The 14,300-nt window shown below is 68.3% G+C and carries 13 protein-coding genes; 10 read left to right on the top strand and 3 right to left on the bottom strand.

All coding sequences use genetic code 11. The features are described 5' to 3' along the window. The first annotated feature begins 1,060 nt into the window (after nucleotides 1–1,060). Nucleotides 1,061–2,374 carry a group II intron reverse transcriptase/maturase gene (ltrA, locus tag KME79_RS38255; protein WP_219550445.1) on the top strand — a complete coding sequence of 438 codons (1,314 nt, stop codon included), beginning with the start codon at nucleotides 1,061–1,063 and terminating at the stop codon, nucleotides 2,372–2,374. 445 nt (nucleotides 2,375–2,819) lie between these two features. Next, nucleotides 2,820–3,272: a hypothetical protein gene (locus KME79_RS38250; RefSeq protein WP_219550443.1), complete on the top strand. Its 453-nt coding sequence runs from the start codon at nucleotides 2,820–2,822 to the stop codon at nucleotides 3,270–3,272. Nucleotides 3,273–3,299: 27 nt separating this feature from the next. On the opposite strand, the gene KME79_RS38245 is transcribed toward KME79_RS38250, so the two are convergent. From KME79_RS38245 to KME79_RS38235, 3 genes are all read right to left on the bottom strand, one after another. Beyond that, on the bottom strand, nucleotides 3,300–4,121 hold the full coding sequence (locus tag KME79_RS38245; RefSeq protein WP_219550441.1) for an alpha/beta fold hydrolase: 822 nt from the start codon (nucleotides 4,119–4,121) through the stop codon (nucleotides 3,300–3,302). A 19-nt stretch (nucleotides 4,122–4,140) separates the two neighbouring features. Next, nucleotides 4,141–4,710 (bottom strand): DJ-1/PfpI family protein, encoded by a 570-nt coding sequence (locus tag KME79_RS38240; protein ID WP_148032972.1) that lies wholly within the window; start codon nucleotides 4,708–4,710, stop codon nucleotides 4,141–4,143. Between the two features lie 83 nt (nucleotides 4,711–4,793). Beyond that, nucleotides 4,794–5,537 (bottom strand): GntR family transcriptional regulator, encoded by a 744-nt coding sequence (locus KME79_RS38235; RefSeq protein ID WP_148032971.1) that lies wholly within the window; start codon nucleotides 5,535–5,537, stop codon nucleotides 4,794–4,796. A 440-nt stretch (nucleotides 5,538–5,977) separates the two neighbouring features. Here KME79_RS38235 and KME79_RS38230 point away from each other — a divergent pair, with 440 nt between their 5' ends. Genes KME79_RS38230 through KME79_RS38195 form a run of 8 tightly spaced genes read left to right on the top strand, consistent with a single transcriptional unit; the run spans nucleotide 5,978 to nucleotide 14,249 of the window. Beyond that, nucleotides 5,978–7,348 (top strand): extracellular solute-binding protein, encoded by a 1,371-nt coding sequence (locus tag KME79_RS38230; protein ID WP_219550439.1) that lies wholly within the window; start codon nucleotides 5,978–5,980, stop codon nucleotides 7,346–7,348. Then, nucleotides 7,345–8,295: a carbohydrate ABC transporter permease gene (locus KME79_RS38225; protein ID WP_219550437.1), complete on the top strand. Its 951-nt coding sequence runs from the start codon at nucleotides 7,345–7,347 to the stop codon at nucleotides 8,293–8,295. The genes KME79_RS38230 and KME79_RS38225 overlap by 4 nt, the downstream gene beginning before the upstream one ends. Further along, nucleotides 8,295–9,206 carry a carbohydrate ABC transporter permease gene (locus tag KME79_RS38220; RefSeq protein WP_219550435.1) on the top strand — a complete coding sequence of 304 codons (912 nt, stop codon included), beginning with the start codon at nucleotides 8,295–8,297 and terminating at the stop codon, nucleotides 9,204–9,206. The genes KME79_RS38225 and KME79_RS38220 overlap by 1 nt, the downstream gene beginning before the upstream one ends. Further along, entirely contained in the window at nucleotides 9,206–10,273 is a 1,068-nt protein-coding gene (locus KME79_RS38215) for an ABC transporter ATP-binding protein (protein WP_148032967.1), read from the top strand. The genes KME79_RS38220 and KME79_RS38215 overlap by 1 nt, the downstream gene beginning before the upstream one ends. Next, complete coding sequence (locus KME79_RS38210; protein WP_219550433.1) at nucleotides 10,273–11,349, top strand: ABC transporter ATP-binding protein; 1,077 nt, start codon at nucleotides 10,273–10,275, stop codon at nucleotides 11,347–11,349. Before KME79_RS38215 ends, KME79_RS38210 begins: the two co-directional genes overlap by 1 nt. Before the next feature lie 41 nt (nucleotides 11,350–11,390). Continuing rightward, on the top strand, nucleotides 11,391–12,851 hold the full coding sequence (locus KME79_RS38205) for an NAD-dependent succinate-semialdehyde dehydrogenase (RefSeq protein ID WP_219550431.1): 1,461 nt from the start codon (nucleotides 11,391–11,393) through the stop codon (nucleotides 12,849–12,851). Next, a complete protein-coding gene (locus tag KME79_RS38200; protein ID WP_187281277.1) occupies nucleotides 12,848–13,012 on the top strand; it encodes a hypothetical protein in 165 nt (54 codons plus the stop codon). Before KME79_RS38205 ends, KME79_RS38200 begins: the two co-directional genes overlap by 4 nt. A 1-nt stretch (nucleotide 13,013) precedes the next feature. After that, nucleotides 13,014–14,249 carry an iron-containing alcohol dehydrogenase gene (locus KME79_RS38195; RefSeq protein ID WP_148032964.1) on the top strand — a complete coding sequence of 412 codons (1,236 nt, stop codon included), beginning with the start codon at nucleotides 13,014–13,016 and terminating at the stop codon, nucleotides 14,247–14,249. Nucleotides 14,250–14,300 lie beyond the last annotated feature (51 nt).

Raw genomic sequence — 14,300 nt, 5'->3', positions numbered from 1 at the left:
TGCCATCGGTGCGATAGACAGCCCCCGAGGAGGTTCCGGTGCGCATCGTGTGGGGCTGCTCGTCCGCAGCGGCGATCGTCCCGCTGGCCGGCCTGTTCCTGCTGCCCGTATGGCGGACGACGCTCGCTTCGACGACTTCCGCGACCGCGTCCTGGCCTGCCCCATCCTGCGAGGTCCGCCTGGACCGTGTCGGACAGCGCCGAGCGGTTCATCGCGAAGGGGATGGCTGATCACCCCGATCGTTGGCGATTTTCCATCCCTTCAATAGGAAGCTCGGGCGATGTCAAGGAGTGACGCGTGTCGGCAGCCGAAAGACGATCTGACTCGGACCAGACCAATCAGACGGGAGTACGCAGCCTCGGTCGCTCTGCGGATCGCCTAGCCTCGTTCTTTCGTGCGCCCAGCAGGACGGAGGTGAAGCCGTGACGTAGCGGCTGATCTGTCTGTTCGTAAGCTCGTCGTCGCTTGCCGGTGGGAGTCCGGTCCGGGTAGCTGCCAGGAGGCCCGGTAGCAGGCTGGCGGCTTCGTCTGGAAACGGGCGGGGTCGAAGCCCAGCGTCAAAGGCCCTTTCATGGGGGAGCAACGATGCGGTCCGTAGCATGAAGCGAAGCCTGCGGCGTCGTTAGAGGTCCCGGCCGTGAGGTCGGGAACCAGGGAGAGCCGAGCCCCCGAATCCAGGGCGAAGGCCATGGACGCGGTGAAGAGCCTGGAGCGCAGCCGTCAAGGACTCCCCGGCGTATGGGGCGCGGAACGTATCGATAGTGGCGACGGGAACTGGGGAGGCCCTCCCCGGCCCGGCAACCTGCGGACATCGTGTTGCTGGAGCGTGGCGTCCTATAACCGGTCAACGCCGGGAAGTGGAAGTGCCGGCCGGGTGGGCGTCGGAGGCGGCCGTAGTACTGCTGGAGCCGACCGGACAACACAACCGGCGGTGAGGGAAGGGCCGCTGCTTCGTCGATGCGTTTGTCTGTGATGGAGGGGCCCGGTGAGTGCCGGTCAGGCTAGTCCCACCGCGTCGGGGTCACGGGAACCACGGGTTCCGCGTGATCCGGTCCGAGCCTTGCAGCATGCGCTCTACCGGGCGGCCAAGGCTGATCCCGGACGTCGATTCCATGCGCTGTTCGACAAGGTCTGCCGCAGGGACGTTCTGCAGCGTGGGTGGGTCGCGGTGCGCGCCAACAAGGGCGCACCCGGTATCGACAAGACCACTGTGGCCCAGGTCGAGGAGTACGGGGTTGCCCGGCTTCTCGATGAGGTGGCCGGTGAACTGCGGGAGGGGCGGTATCGGCCGCTCCCGGCGCGGCGGGTGTTGATCCCCAAGCCGGGCACGGCCGAGCAGAGGCCGTTATCCATTCCCGCGGTTCGTGACCGCATCGTGCAGGCCGCGTTGAAGATCGTGTTCGAACCGGTCTTCGAGGCGGACATGCTGGGCTGCTCGTTCGGGTTCCGTCCGCAGCGCTCGGCGCACGACGCCTTGCAGGTGCTCATCGATGAGTGTTATCGCGGGCGCCGATGGGTGGTGGAGACGGACATCGCCGACTGCTTTTCGGCGATTCCGCATCAGGAGTTGATACGAGCGGTCGAGGAACGCGTCTGTGACCAGTCCGTTCTCAAGCTCCTGCGCGCGATCTTGCGCGCTGGGGTGATGGAGGAGGGGCAGGTACGTCGGCCGGTCACCGGAACCGCGCAAGGCGGGGTGATCTCACCTTTGCTCTGCAACGTCTACCTGCACCGACTTGATCGGGCGTGGGATGACGGTGACGGGGTTCTGGTGCGCTATGCCGACGATGTGACGGTGATGTGCTGGTCTCGCAGCCAGGCCGAACGCGCGCTCGCGCGGCTGACGGTGCTGCTGGCCGAGCTCGGCTTGAAGCCGAAGGCGGCCAAGACCCGGATCGTGCGTCTGGAGGTCGGTGGGAAAGGGCTGGATTTTCTCGGCTTCCACCACCGTCTGGTGCGCAGTTCGGGCCGGGACGGCAAACGGCCTGTCACCTTCCTCGCCCGCTGGCCCGCCGACCGGGCCATGCAGCACGCTCGTGACCGGATCCGTCAGCTGACGCTCCGATCCCGGCTGCTGCTGCACCCGGAAGTGATCGTGGAGGACATCAACCGGTTCCTGCGCGGCTGGGCCGCCTACTTCCGGTTCGGGAACTCCTCCCGCCACTTCAACGAGATCAGGAGCTACGCGCGGATGCGGATGGCACTCGTGCTCCGCAAACGCCATCGCCGCTCGCGAGGGTTCGGCTGGTCGGTTGTGGCCTTCCAGTCCCCGGACCAACTCGGCCTGGTCACGTTGTCGGGAATCGTCGTCGCACCCAGGCCCTTCCGGGACTGGCGGGGACGCCGAATGCCAGGCGGTGAACGACGTCGGTGAGCCGTGTGCTGGAGAACGGCATGCACGGTTCGACGGGCGGGGACTGGAAACGGAGCAACGAACCTGGCCACGGTCACTGGGGTGGCACAACCGACTGGGAAACCGGCGGAACATGAAGGCCCCAGGCCCTACCGCCAGGAGACGCCACCGCGCCAGTCCCCGACCCTACTCGACCTTGAGTTGGTCGGCTGAGGTCTTCGGCCGGAGGTCGATTGCCCCGCTGGGGTCAGCGTGGCTGCCCGGCTGTCGCGCCGGGTGGGCGGGGTTCCACGGGCCCGCGGATCTCCTTTCCTGGTCGACGAAACGACCCGTCAAAAGGCCATGTGCGATTCTCCGGCGCGGTGACATGGATGCGGTTGCTGGAGACCGAAGGCGCGCTACACACTTGTACGGGCGGCGCTGGGGGTGATCGACAGCGTTCCTGGAGAACTCGTTCGTCAAGTGGGTGCTGAGCGCCGCAGTTGGGCCGGCTATCGCGCAGCACGTCCGCGACCAGCACCCGGTCACGGTCGACGACCGGTCCTACCGGCTTGACTATCTGATCACCGGTGCGCGGCTGCGGGTGGTGATCGAGGCTCGACGGTTACGAGTTCCACAGCTCCGGCAGAACGACCTTGTGGGGCTGAAGTACGTCGTCCTGAGATTCTCCTACGGTGAGCGCGGCATGCGTGATGTCGGTCGGCGCGGGCAAGACCGCGCTGGGGTGGCCGCCGCACTCGCCTTCACCCGGCGAAGGGCATTGATCGTGACGCCGGGACGGGTCATCCGCGGGACCTTCGCCACGGCTTCGGATGCGGGGGTGGCGGGCAATGTGCTCTACCCCTTGCGGGGCGGACCGTTGCCGGCCGGCGTTCGCGCACGCGTGACGGAGGTGCTCGACAGCGACAACGGCACTTGAGTACGGGCTGCGGACCTGTCGCAGCGATCAGGGGCCCTGTTCCCGGCCGAGGAAGCACGACAGGAGTTGCCTGAAGTCGTGCGGGTGTTCGAGCGCAGGCACGTGCCCGCACCGGCCGAGCACGTGCAGACGGACATCGGCCAGGTGTTCGAGCAGGGGCAGGGCTGCCGTTCCGAGCGGGGTGACTCGGTCCTCGGCGCCGTGGACGAGCAGCACCGGCGCGCGGATCCCCGCCAGCGTTCGCTCCGAGAGGGCGAGGTCGTCGGCCCAGCGTGCCCTGGGGGGAGGAAACAACGACGCGAATACGGCCGCCCCCGCTCGCATCGCGGCCGCACGGGCAGCGACGGCCGCCTCGGTCACGAGCGCTTGGTCGAGGACGAGGCGACTCAACATGTCCCGTGCCCCGGGCGGGCCGGCGGGGGCGGCCCAGATCGCGTCGAGCTCGGCGGACAGCGGCGCCCCGGGGGCGCCCATCGTCGAGACCGCCACGACATGGGTGACCTGCCGGGGACGCGCGGCCGCCAACGCCAGCGCCACGGCACCGCCCATGGAGTGGCCCACTACGGCGTAGCGCTCGACACCGAGAGCATCCATCAGGCCCGCGGCCTGCTCCGTCCACAGCCGGAGCCCGCCCCTGGAGCCCGCCGGGATCGGTGTGCGGCCGAACCCTGCCTGGTCAGGAGCCACCAGGCGCCAGGACGTGCCCAGTGCCTGTGCCGTTGACGCCCAGGCTCCGGATCCGGTCGTACCGGGTCCGGAGCCGTGCAGCATCAGCACCGCGGGCCCGGTGCCGCTCTCCAGGACGTGGACGGGGGAGCCGTCGACGGTGACGGTCCGCGGTGCCGTCACCGGGACAGGCCAGGCGCGCTCATGCCGAAGCGGAGTTGAGGGACTTCGAGAAGACCTCCATCATCGCCCTGCCGAATTGCGGCATGTCGGGCCACCCCCGGCAGGAGACGAGGTTGCCGTCCACGACGTCGGGAGCGTCGATGACGGTCGCGCCCGCGTTCTCCATGTCACCGGTGATGGGAGGGAAGCACGCCGTCTTGCGACCCTTCAGCAGCCCGTACACGGCCGGCACCTGCGCGCCGTGGCACACCAGCGCGATCGGGAGGTTGCGCGCGAAGAAGTGCTCGGTGATGCGCCTGACGTCGGCGTCGACCCGGATCCACTCGGGGGCACGTCCCCCAGGGATGATGAGGGCGTCATAGCGCTCGACGTCGACCTCGGCCCAGGGCACGTCGACCGGCAACTTCCGGCCGTTCTTCTCCACGTAGGCGTCGGAGTTGGGGTCGAACTCGTGGATGACCAGCTGAACGTCACGCATCGTCCGTGACGAGACATCAACGTCCCAGCCGCCCTCCTGCACACGATAGTAGGGATACATGGTGTCGAGCTCCTCGGCGGCGTCGCCGGTCAGCAGCAGCGCTCTGGGCACCTGCTTCTCCTCGCATCCGGGGCGGGTGAGGTGGATCCGATCCGATCGGATTTGAGCTAGCATTCCCCGGCGCAGCCCGCCCGTCAAGCCTCTTCCGCCATTCCTTCCGCGGCCTCCGCCTCGTCGAACAGTCGCTGGAACCGCTCGCCGGACCGCAGGATGTGCCGACGCATGGCGTAGGCGGCGGCGTCGGGGTCGCGCGCGGCGATCGCGGCCACGACTTCTTCATGCTCGGCCATGGCCAAGTGAGTGACCTGGGCGTCGCGGTGAAGCCGGAACAGGTGCACGTGCGTGTGCAGGCGAGCGAGCGTTTCGCGGATGACCTGGTTCTCCGCGCTCGAGGCGACGAGATCGTGAAGAGCGGCGTCGCGCAGCCCGAAGGCGCCGTAGGCCATGGGGCCCTTGCCCCCCTCCAGCTCCGCCATGTCCTCAAGCATGCGTCGCATGTCGGCCACCTGCTGCGGGGATGCGCGTTCGGCGGATCTGCGCGCCGCTGCCGGCTCGAGGAGCAGGCGGACCTCCAGCATGTCCTCGAATCGGTGACGGGTGATCTGGGGAGGAATGCGATAGCCGGCATGGGGCACGCGCACGACCAGGCCCTCGGCCTCCATGCGGTTCAGAGCGTCTCGGATCGGCGTCTGTGAGACCCCCAGCTCCCGTGCCAGGACGTCGATCGTGACGCGGGAGTCGGGCTCTATCCGTAGCGACATCATCTGTCCGAGCAGCGCGTCGTACACCTCGTCGGCAAGCCGGCCGCGAGATCTTCCCGGCGGCGTTCCTCCCGGCATGGCCTCATGGCGCCCAGCGATCACCGCTTCGTCGTCCATCGTGACGTGAGGTCCTTTCTTGCGTCTTCGGGACCATGTTGACATCGGTCGCCATACTGCGGGATGTTGACGCTCCCCACCGGATCGTATAGGAAAGGTGACGGATGTCAGCCATCCGTCACTCATCGGGGAACCGTCCGCCATCGCTCCGCTTCGATCAGTTGGAGCTTCCATGAGCATGCTCGACGTCCTGCTCGGTTCGCCGCCGGGCCGCACAAGGGCCGAAGGACTTCTCGCCTGCTCAAAGTCCCATCACGTCGCGCCGTACGCGTGACGCCGGCCTGCGGGTCAGCCCCTGCGACAGCCGGCGACACGCCTGGACAACCCAGCAACCGGTCGGCGAAGCACGCAGCAAGGCTCCCGAAGTCCCCGCCCAGAAAGCAGGCAAGAAGATGCGGTATCCCAAGCGAAGAGGACGACTGTCCGTTCCCGGCCGAAAGGTGGGGCTTGCGACGGCGGCCATATTACTGGCCACGACCGTGGCGGCTTGCGGCGGCGGCCAGAACGACAGCGCCCCCAAGGCGCCGGCGACCATCCCGGAGCTCACCAAGGATCCGCTGACCCTCAGCTTCATCTGGTTCGACTGGCCCCCCGCCCACGCGCTGGAAGACTTCGCGAACGCGGAGTACGCCAAGGAGCGGCCGAACGTGACCGTCAAGGTCAAGACCGTGCCGAACGCGAACTGGCACGACGCGATGTTCACCCAGTTCGCCGCGCACAAGACCGACTTCGACATCCCGATCCTGGACTCGCAACACATCGGCGAGGCCGTGACGAACGGCAACATCCTGGACATCACCGACTTCGTCCGGCAGAACATCGACGTCGAGGCCTACAACCCGTACCTCCTGGCGGCCTACGGCCAGTTCCCCCAGGCGGAGACCGGGAAGCGCGACGAGAACGCCAGCCTGTACGGACTGCCGCTGCTCGGCGACACCTGGACGATGATCTACCGTAAGGACCTGATCGGCGACAAGCCACCGCAGACCTGGGACGAGATGATCTCCGTCGCCGGGAAGTGCCAGGCGGACAACCCCGGCGTCAGCGGGCTGGCTTTCCACCAGGCCAACGGCTCCGACGCCGCGGCCGTCACCTACAACACGGTCAACGGCGTTTACGGCGGCAACCTCTGGAACCCCAAGACGCGCAAGATCGACGGGGTCCTCAACGACGCCGCGGGCCATGAGGCGATGGACGTCCTGGTCAACAAGATGAAGCCGCTGACCGCCAAGGGCTCCGGCAACTGGTTCATCGACGAGGTGAACGCGGCGGTCGCCCAGGGCAAGGCATGCATCGCGTTCAACTGGATCGCCGCGAGCGGCGGCCTGCTCGACCCGAAGCAGTCGACGCTCGGCACCACGCGGGAGGAGATTCTCGGCAAGCTGGGTTTCGCCGCCCTGCCGAGTCAGAAGACGAACCTGGTGCCTCTCGGCGGCATGGGGATGCACGTGTCGGCCTATTCCCCCGAGGCGAACCAGGCGGAGGCCCTGAACTTCATGAAGTGGTTCGAGCAGGCTGACATCCAGAAGAAGTGGGCCGCGGCCGGTGGCGTGCCGTCGCGTACGGACGCCCTGGAATCGCCCGAGTTCCTCAACGCCGCGCCGTTCAACCAGGTGTACACCGACTCGGTGCCGCGGATGCGGGACATGTGGAATGTGCCCGAGTACGCGCGCCTCGTCGACATCGAGAACACCAACGTGAACGCGGCTCTCAACGGTGCGAAGACGCCGAAGGAGGCGCTCGACGACATCGCCAAGGAGCAGCAGAGCGTGCTCGACGCCGGCAGCGGGAAGGGCGGCGGCGGACTGTGAGTGACTCCGCCCCCCTGACGAGCGACCAGCCCGGGCAGGTGGCGTCCGCGACGCCGCCCGCACCGGGCCGGTCCCGCCGCCTGAGCGACCGCGGGCTCGCTGTGGCTTTCACCTCGCCCGCGCTGCTGCTGTTGCTCGCCATGTCGGTGTTCCCGTTGCTGTGGGCGTTGTACCTGTCTTTCACCGACTACTCGGCCACCCGCGGGGGGCAGGCCGATTTCGTCGGGTTCGGCAACTACACCGCCATCCTGGCTTCGGAGCAGGTCCACCTGAGGGCCTTGACGACGTTGATCTACGTGGTCGGCGCGGTCACTCTGCAGACCGTGCTCGGTTTCGCCATCGCCTACCTGATCTCACGGCGCACGCACGGGCGAGGACTGCTGACCACGCTGTTCCTGGTGCCGATGATGCTGTCGCCGGTCGTGGTCGGGCTGTTCTGGCGCTTCATGCTCGACGCCCAGTTCGGCGTGATCAACAGCATGCTCGGCTCGCTCGGCCTGGGGCAGGTGGAGTGGCTCACCGGGCAGCGAACGGCACTGATCTCCCTGATCCTGGTCGACACCTGGCAGTGGACGCCGTTCATCATGCTCATCGCGCTCGCGGGCCTCACCGCGGTTCCCAAGTACTTGTACGAGGCCGCCTCGATCGATCGGGCGTCCGAGTGGTTCCGGTTCCGCACCATCACTCTTCCGCTGGTGTGGCCGCTGCTCCTCATCGCCGTGCTGTTCAGGGCCATCGAGGCCTTCCGGCTGTTCGACCTCGTCTACATCCTCACCAGCGGAGGTCCGGGGGTCTCCACCGAGACGTTGTCGTTCCACGTCTACAAGGTCGCGTTCCTGGGCTTCAACACCGGAACCGCCTCGGCGTACGGGATCCTGATGGTCCTCGTCGTCATCGTCCTCACGCAGCTCTACCTGCGCTACTTGAACAAGCTCAAGGAGGACTGATGGCAGTCTCCGTCGACGAGGCCGTGTCCACGCGTCCTGCCCGGGATCGCACGCCCCTCGCGCGCCGCTTCGGCGGCCGGGGCCGCTCCGTGCTGGAGGTCGCGCTGCTGACCGTGCTGGCCGTCGTGATGCTCTTCCCGGTGCTGTGGATGATCGAGACGTCCATCAAGGAGAACCGGGACGTCTACGCCATCCCGGCCAAGTTCTTCGACTTCCAGGTCACCCTGGACCATTTCAAGGATGTGTTCGTCGCCTCCGGCGGCGGTCGCTCGACCTTGTCCGCCGCGTTCCTCAACTCCGTCGTGGTCGCCGGGGCCTCCACGGCGCTGGCCACCGTGCTGGGGGTCCCGGCGGCCTGGGCCTACTCACGCTTCGCCGTGAAGGCCAAGAAGGACCAGCTGTTCTTCATCCTGTCCACCCGCTTCATGCCGCCCGTGGTGGTCGTGATCCCGATCTTCCTCATGTACCGCCAAGTCGGGCTCATCGACACCAAGCTCGGCCTGATCCTCATCTACGCCGCGTTCAACGTCCCGTTCACGATCTGGATGATGAAGGGGTTCGTCGACGAGGTGCCCGCGGAGTACGAGGATGCCGCCATGCTCGACGGCTACACCCGATTGCAGGCGTTCTGGCGATTCACCCTTCCCCTGCTCCTGCCCGGCATCGCCGCGACGGCGGTCTTCGCCCTCATCTTCTCGTGGAACGAGTTCGTGTTCGCCATCTTCCTCACCTCCAGCGACAGCGTGCGGACGGCCCCACCCGCCATCGCCGGCCTCATCGGTGGCACCACCGTGGACTGGGGTCTGGTGGCCGCCGCCTCCGTGGTGTTCGCCCTGCCGGTGCTCGTCTTCGCCTACCTGGTGCGCAAGCACCTCGTCGCCGGTGTGACGCTCGGGGCGGTGCGACGCTGATGGCGGGCATCGAGGTGACAGCCCTGCACAAGCGCTACCCGGACGGGACGGTCGCGGTCGATCACGTGGACCTGTCCATCCGCGACGGCGAGCTGTTCGTGATGCTCGGTCCTTCGGGCTGCGGCAAGACGACCACGCTGCGGGCCATAGCCGGCCTGGAGAGGCAGACGACGGGCGACATCCGCATCGGCGACACGCTGGTCAACGACCTGCCGCCCGCCGAGCGCGACATCGCCATGGTGTTCCAGTTCTACGCTCTCTACCCGCATCTGAGAACCCGCGACAACCTGGCGTTCCCCCTGCGGGCCGAGGGACTGCCCAAGGCGGAGGTACGCGAGCGGGTCGACGAGGCCGCCCGGCTGATGCGGCTCGGCCCGCTCCTGGACCGGCGGCCGCGCCGGCTGTCCGGCGGGGAGCAGCAGCGCGTCGCGCTCGCCCGCGCCCTGGTGCGACGGCCGCGCGCATTCCTCATGGACGAACCTCTCACCAATCTGGACGCGGAGCTGAGGGCGGACATGCGCACGGAGATCAAGCACCTGCAGGGGGAACTGGGGACGACGATGGTCTACGTCACCCACGACCAGGTCGAGGCCATGTCGCTCGGTCACAGAATCGCCATTCTCAACAAGGGCCGCGTCGAGCAGATCGGCACGCCGCTGGAGGTCTACGACCGTCCGGCGAGTCTCTTCTGCGCCGCGTTCATCGGCTCCCCGCCGATGAACCTGATCGAGGTGGAGGTGGCCGACGGGAAGCTGCGCAGCAAGGACGGACTGGTCTTCACGCCACCGCCAGGCCTGCCGCGCGACCGTCGCCTGGTCGCAGGCGTCCGGCCGGAGGCGCTGGAAGTCACAGAACCAGGGGCGGAACGTTCGGTCCCGGCCCGCTTGGTCTCGGCGGAGTGGCTCGGCGACGAAATCATCTACGTGGTCGACCACGGCGGCCGGCACGACGTACGGGTTCGGATGCCACCGACCGTCCGTTTCGCCGCTGACGCGCCGGTCGGGCTGCGGCACATCGGCGGGACCCCGGCGGTCTACGACGTGAGCACGGAAGAGCTGGTGGCCTGATGGGAACCGTGGCAGCGCACGGGCTGCGCAAGTCCTTCGGCAAGGTCCAGGCCCTGGACGGGGTGACGCTGGACGTGCCCGACGGATCGTTCTTCGTCGTGCTCGGCCCCTCCGGGGCAGGCAAGACGACGACCCTGCGAGCGATCGCCGGCCTGGAGAAGCTGGACGCCGGGTCGGTGCGTCTGGACGGGAGGGACGCGACCGGTGACACCCCGGCCGCACGCGACCTGGCCATGGTCTTCCAGAACTACGCCCTCTACCCGCGACACACGGCGTACGAGAACATCGCTTCGCCGCTGCGGGCACGCCGCTGTCCGGCGAGCGAGATCGCCACCGCCGTCGAGCGGATCTCGGGCCTGCTGCACATCGAAGGTCTGCTGCGGCGCCGTCCGGCGCAGTTGTCGGGCGGCGAGATGCAGCGCGTCGCCCTGGCCCGGGCGCTGGTACGCCGCCCACGCGCGTTTCTCATGGACGAGCCGCTGACGAACCTCGATCTCAAGCTCCGCGTCGAGATGCGCACCGAGCTCACCCGCATCCACCGGAGCCTCGGAGCGACCTTCGTCTACGTGACCAACGACCAGGTCGAGGCCCTGTCCATGGCCGACCAGGTCGCGGTACTCAAGGAGGGGAAGGTGCAACAGGTCGGAACGCCGGCCGAGGTGTACGAGCGTCCGGCCAATCAGTGGGTCGCGGGATTCGTGGGGAGCCCGCCGATCAGCCTGCTCCCCTGCCACGCCGAGGGAGATCGTCTGGTCGGGGCGGAAGGCTGGACGCTGCCGCGGCCCCGCTGGACCACGGCTGAGGACGGTCGTCCGCTGCTGCTGGGCCTGCGCGCGGAGGACCTGTCCGTCGAGCAGCGGGGGGACGCGTCGTTGTCAGGTGAGCTCTACGGCCTTGAGCCGCTCGGTGACCGGACGGTGGTCGACGTCCGAGTGGGGACGGAGATCCTCAAGGTCAAGGCACGAGCCACCGTCACCGGTACGCCGGGCGAGCGGCTGCTCGTCACGGTCGACCTGGACCGCGCGCACCTGTTCGACGCGGGCACCGGGCTGGCGCTGTCCGAGGCCGGGCGGTAGTCACGCCGGACAGCACCAGGAACATCACAGGAGGCGACGCAATGAGTGACCCGATGAACGTCCTGGCCCCCGAGCACCGGCGGCTCCGGATCGGCGACGCCTGGCGCGACGCCGCCGGCGGAGCCACCTTCGTCGTCGAGGATCCGGCCACAGGCAAGACCATCGCTGAGGTGGCGGACGCCGACGTCGTCGACGGGCTCGCCGCTCTGGACGCGGCCGGCGAGGCGATGACGGAGTGGGCGGCGACCCCGCCGCGAGAACGGTCAGAATTGTTGACCGCGACGTACCGGGCACTGACCGAGCGATCCGAGGAGGTCGCCCGGCTGATAACGCTCGAGATGGGCAAGCCGCTCGCCGAGGCTCGGGGAGAGGTGGCCTACGGCGCCGAGTTCTTCCGTTGGTTCGCCGAGGAGGCGGTGCGCGTCGAGGGGCGCTACAACACCGCTCCCGCTGGTGGATATCGCATCCTCACCGTGCCGAAGCCGGTCGGACCGTGCGTCTTCGTGACGCCCTGGAACTTTCCGTTGGCCATGGGCGCCCGCAAGATCGCTCCTGCGCTGGCGGCGGGCTGCACGACGATCACCAAGCCGGCGGCCCAGACGCCACTCACCATGCTGTTCCTGGCCCGCATCATGGAGGAGGCCGGAGTTCCCCCGGGCGTCGTCAACGTCGTGACGACCAAGCGCGCCGGCGAGGTGGTCTCAGCACTGCTGGCCGACAGCCGGACCCGCAAGCTCTCGTTCACCGGGTCGACCGAGGTCGGGCGCGTGCTCCTCCGGCAGGCGGCGGGCAACGTGCTGCGCACCTCCATGGAGCTGGGCGGCAACGCGGCCTTGATCGTGTGCGCCGACGCGGACCTGGACGTCGCGCTCGACGGTGCCATGGTGGCCAAGATGCGCAACATCGGGGAATCGTGCATCGCGGCCAACCGCATCTACGTCGAGGAGCCCGTACGCGAGGAGTTCGCGGCGCGCTTCGCCGAGCGGATGGGCGCGCTCTCGATGGGCCACGGTCTCGACGACGGCGTGGACGTCGGGGCGTTGATCGACGAGGCGTCGGTCACCAAGATCGACGAGCTCGTCGCCGACGCGGTCGATCGCGGCGCCCGTGTCTTGGTGGGCGGCGAGCGTCCGGACGGGCCGGGCCACTTCTACCCGCCCACGGTCCTCGTCGACGTGCCCGAGGACGCGCGGATGCTGGCGACGGAGATCTTCGGCCCGGTGGCGCCGATCATCTCGTTCACCTCCGACGACGAGGTGATGGCGAAGGCCAACGACACCGAGCACGGCCTCGTCGGATACGTCTTCACCCGTGACCTCCAGCGGGCGCTCCGGTTCACCGAAGGGCTGGAGACGGGGATGGTCGGTATCAACCGTGGTCTGATCTCGGACCCGTCAGCTCCGTTCGGAGGCGTGAAGCAGTCCGGGATCGGCAAGGAGGGGTCGCACGAGGGCATCCATGAATACCTCGACATCACCTACGCGGCGATCGACCTACCGTGACCGGCCCGCTGCTCCAGGTGCCCGGGGACGCCGTCGGCTCCGCCGGTGCGCGCGCCACGGACGCGGCCGCGGCGGTGGACGGGGCGATCGCCGTCCCGGTCTCGCAGGTGAGCTGGACGTCCGTCCAGCACATCACCGCCGACGTTCCAGAGAGGCACTGACATGCTTGAGACCGTCCGCGCACCACGCCAGCTGATAGTGGGCGAAGGGGTCGCGCAGAACATCCCGCGAGTGGTGGCCGAGTGTGGCTCGCGCGTCCTCATCGTGACCGACCGGGTTCTTCTGGGGCAGCCGGGCGTGGCCGAGATCGTGGCCGCCGTGCGGGAGAGGGTCGAAGTCGTCGAGGTGTTCGCCGACGCGAGTCCGGACGTGCCACTCGCCGATGTCGCCCTGGCCGTCTCGGTCGCCGCAGAGGTGGACGCCGACGCCATTCTCGCCATCGGCGGTGGCACGGTGATCGACCTCGCCAAAATCGTCGGCGTCATCCGGTGCCATGGTGGGACGCCGCGCGACTTCTACGGCGAGTCGAAGGTGCCCGGGCCGACGATTCCTCTCGTCGCGGTCCCGACGACGTCAGGCACCGGCTCCGAGCTCACGCCCGTCTCGGTGCTGACCGACCCTGACCGCGAGCTGAAGGTGGGGGTCTCCAGCGTCCACATCGTGCCCGACTTCGCCATCGTCGACCCCGAGCTCACCTACACCTGCCCGGCGACCGTCACTGCCCACTCCGGCATCGACGCGTTCTGCCACGCGGTGGAGAGCTACACCGCGCGGCCCCGGGCCCACGGACCACGCGACCCGGTGGAGCAGGTCTTCCTCGGCCGCAACTCGATCACCGATCACTACGCGCTCCTGGCCGCGGAGCGGATCGCCCGCAGCCTGCCCCATGTCGTCAGGGACGGAGGCGACAAGGAAGCGCGCGCGGACATGTCCTACGGGTCCATGCTGGCCGGGCTCGCGTTCTCCCACGCGGGCAACGCGGCTCCGCACGCCCTCCAGTACCCCATCGGCGCCGCCACCCACACACCGCACGGCCTGGGCGTCGGGCTGCTGCTGCCCTACGCGCTGGACGCGGCCAGGGGCGCCATCGGCGACCGGTTGGCCATCCTCGCCGAGGTGTGCGGGCTCGATGTGACCGACGCCTCGGACGCCGAGGCCGCAGATGCGTTCCTCACCTGGCTCGACGGGCTCCTTGCCGACATCGGCATCCCCGCCACCTTGGCGGACATCGGCGTGGCACGCGCTGACCTCCCGCGCTTCGCGGAGATGGCCAGTGGTGTCACCCGCTTGATCCAGAACCATCCAGGCCCGACCGACACCGCCAGCCTGACCGCGATCCTCGAAGCGGCCTGGCTGGGGGACCGAAACCGACACGTCCTGACTCCGGAGGATAAATAGTGACAGGCCTTTAATGTGAAGTATCGGGAATTGCCAGCGATGCCTTAACGG

This window comes from Nonomuraea harbinensis (assembly GCF_019396385.1).
GTDB lineage: Bacteria > Actinomycetota > Actinomycetes > Streptosporangiales > Streptosporangiaceae > Nonomuraea > Nonomuraea ferruginea.
Note: the sequence above shows the minus strand (reverse complement) of the source record. Positions and strands in the feature narration are given on the sequence as shown.